Annotated in this window: 1 protein-coding gene; it reads right to left on the bottom strand. The window is 66.0% G+C overall.

The genetic code is table 11. From position 1 onward, the window contains the following. A partial coding sequence (locus tag E5A73_RS21075) for a condensation domain-containing protein (RefSeq protein WP_240700323.1) occupies nt 1-1,896 on the bottom strand: 1,896 nt, incomplete at both ends.

Here is a 1,896-nt window from a genome sequence, read left to right as displayed (position 1 = left end):
CCAGCGCCACCGCCTCCGGATCGCGCGCCGCCTGCGCCTCGAACAGCTGGTGCACGCACAGATGCTCGGGATAAGGTGCCTCGGTCGCGTTCCAGGTGTCGAGCAGCAGCGTGCGCTCTTCGGCAGGGAGGATCTCGAGCGCACAGACCGGGCTGTCGGGGGCATTCGCCAAGGCGTCGGCCAGGCTCTCCAGTGCCTGCTGCATGTAAGCGCAGACCCTGTCGGCAGGGATCGTCTCCACCACCTGTGCGGTCACACCCAGGGCATTGCCAAAATCCTCCACCGACAGGCCGAACGGATAGTTGGTGCGCTCCTCGCCGCTGATCCATGCGATCTGCGCTGCCCTGGTATCATCTTGCGGTGCGGCCGGCGGGCTGTTGTGACGATAGTTGAGCAACGCGCTGAACAAGGGGGTTTGCGCAGGCACGCCGCTGCAGCGCTGCGCCATGGCAAGCGAGGCATGTTCATGGCGCAGCAGATCGGCCAACCTTGCATGCGCACGCAGAACGCTCGCCTCGACGCCGCTATGGTCGATGTCGAGCCGCAGTGGCAGCGTGTTGATGAACAGCCCCATGCCGCCATCGCGCGCCTCGTCGGCGTGCATGCGGCCGAACAGAACCGTGCCGAACACGACCGCCTCCCGGCCGCTGGTCCGGGCGAGTACCTGGGCCCAGGCCAGATGACAAAGGCTGGCGAGGCTGACGCCGAGCCGGCGCGCATGCGCGCGCAATGCCTGGTTGAGGCTTGCCGGCAGCATCCGCCGTGCCTCGACCACGCCCCTTCCATCGCCCTGGACATCGGCCAGGCCAAAGGGGAATGTGGGTTCGTCGACATCCCCGAGCATCTCGCGGAAGAAGCGTTCATGCTCCTCGGCCGGTATGCCCAGGCGAGCCTGGGCGACCAGCTGGCGATAGGGATGGGCAGGCGCGAGGCTGTCGCCGCGGCCCTCCAGCAAGAGGGCAACCTCGGCGGTCAGGACCTCAAGGGTCGAGTGGTCGCCGATGAGATGATGCTGTAGCTGCAACAGCAGCCATCTTTGCTGTTCGCCATCGAAGGCAATGGCGAACCGCAGCAGCGGCGGCTCGGACAGATCGATCCTGTGATGGCGCGGATCGAAGCGGCGTGCCAGCTGCTCGACCGCCGGGCCCTGGTCGGGGTCCAGCACGACTTCGGTGACGCTCAACTGTGCCTTGCGCCACACGATCTGGGCAGCGGCCGGGAGCCCCTCCCAGACAAAACCTGTTCTCAAGATATCGTGCCGGTCGACAACCTGCTGCAGCGCCTCGAGATAGCAGTCCAACAGCGCGCGATCGGGGAACGACTGGATCCCTGCCTGCAGATAGGGATCGCCGTCCCTGGCCAGCAGGTGGTGGAAGAGGATGCCCTCCTGCAGCGGCGAGAGAGCATAGATGTCCTGGATGTTGGCTATGCCGCCGGGGGTCCGTTCGACGATCCGGTCAATATCCTCCTGCGTGAGATCGATCAGGGGCAGCATCTCGGGAGTAATGCGCAGGCTGTCAGGGGTGATGAGGTTCGGCGGCACCGCCACTTCGCTGAAGCTGCCAAGCGTCGCTGCGAGCTCTGCCAGAACCGGCGTGACGAACAATGTGCGAACGTCGGTACTGAGGTTCAGCCGGCGCAAACGCGCCAGCAGCTGGATCACCAGCAGCGAGTATCCGCCGAGTTCGAAGAAGTTGTCGTGACGGCTGATCCGCTCGACGCCGAGCAGCTCGGACCAGATCGCGGCAAGCGCCTGCTCGATCTCGCCCTGGGGCGCCTCATAGGCCTGGCGGGCGAAGGCGTCGCCATCAGGCGCCGGCAGCACGCCTCGGTCGAGCTTGCCGTTGGGGGTCAGCGGCAGCGCGTCCAGCAGCACATAGGCGGCAGGAACCATAT

Source organism: Sphingomonas gei, assembly GCF_004792685.1.
GTDB classification, from domain to species: domain Bacteria; phylum Pseudomonadota; class Alphaproteobacteria; order Sphingomonadales; family Sphingomonadaceae; genus Sphingomonas; species Sphingomonas gei.
Note: the sequence above shows the minus strand (reverse complement) of the source record. Positions and strands in the feature narration are given on the sequence as shown.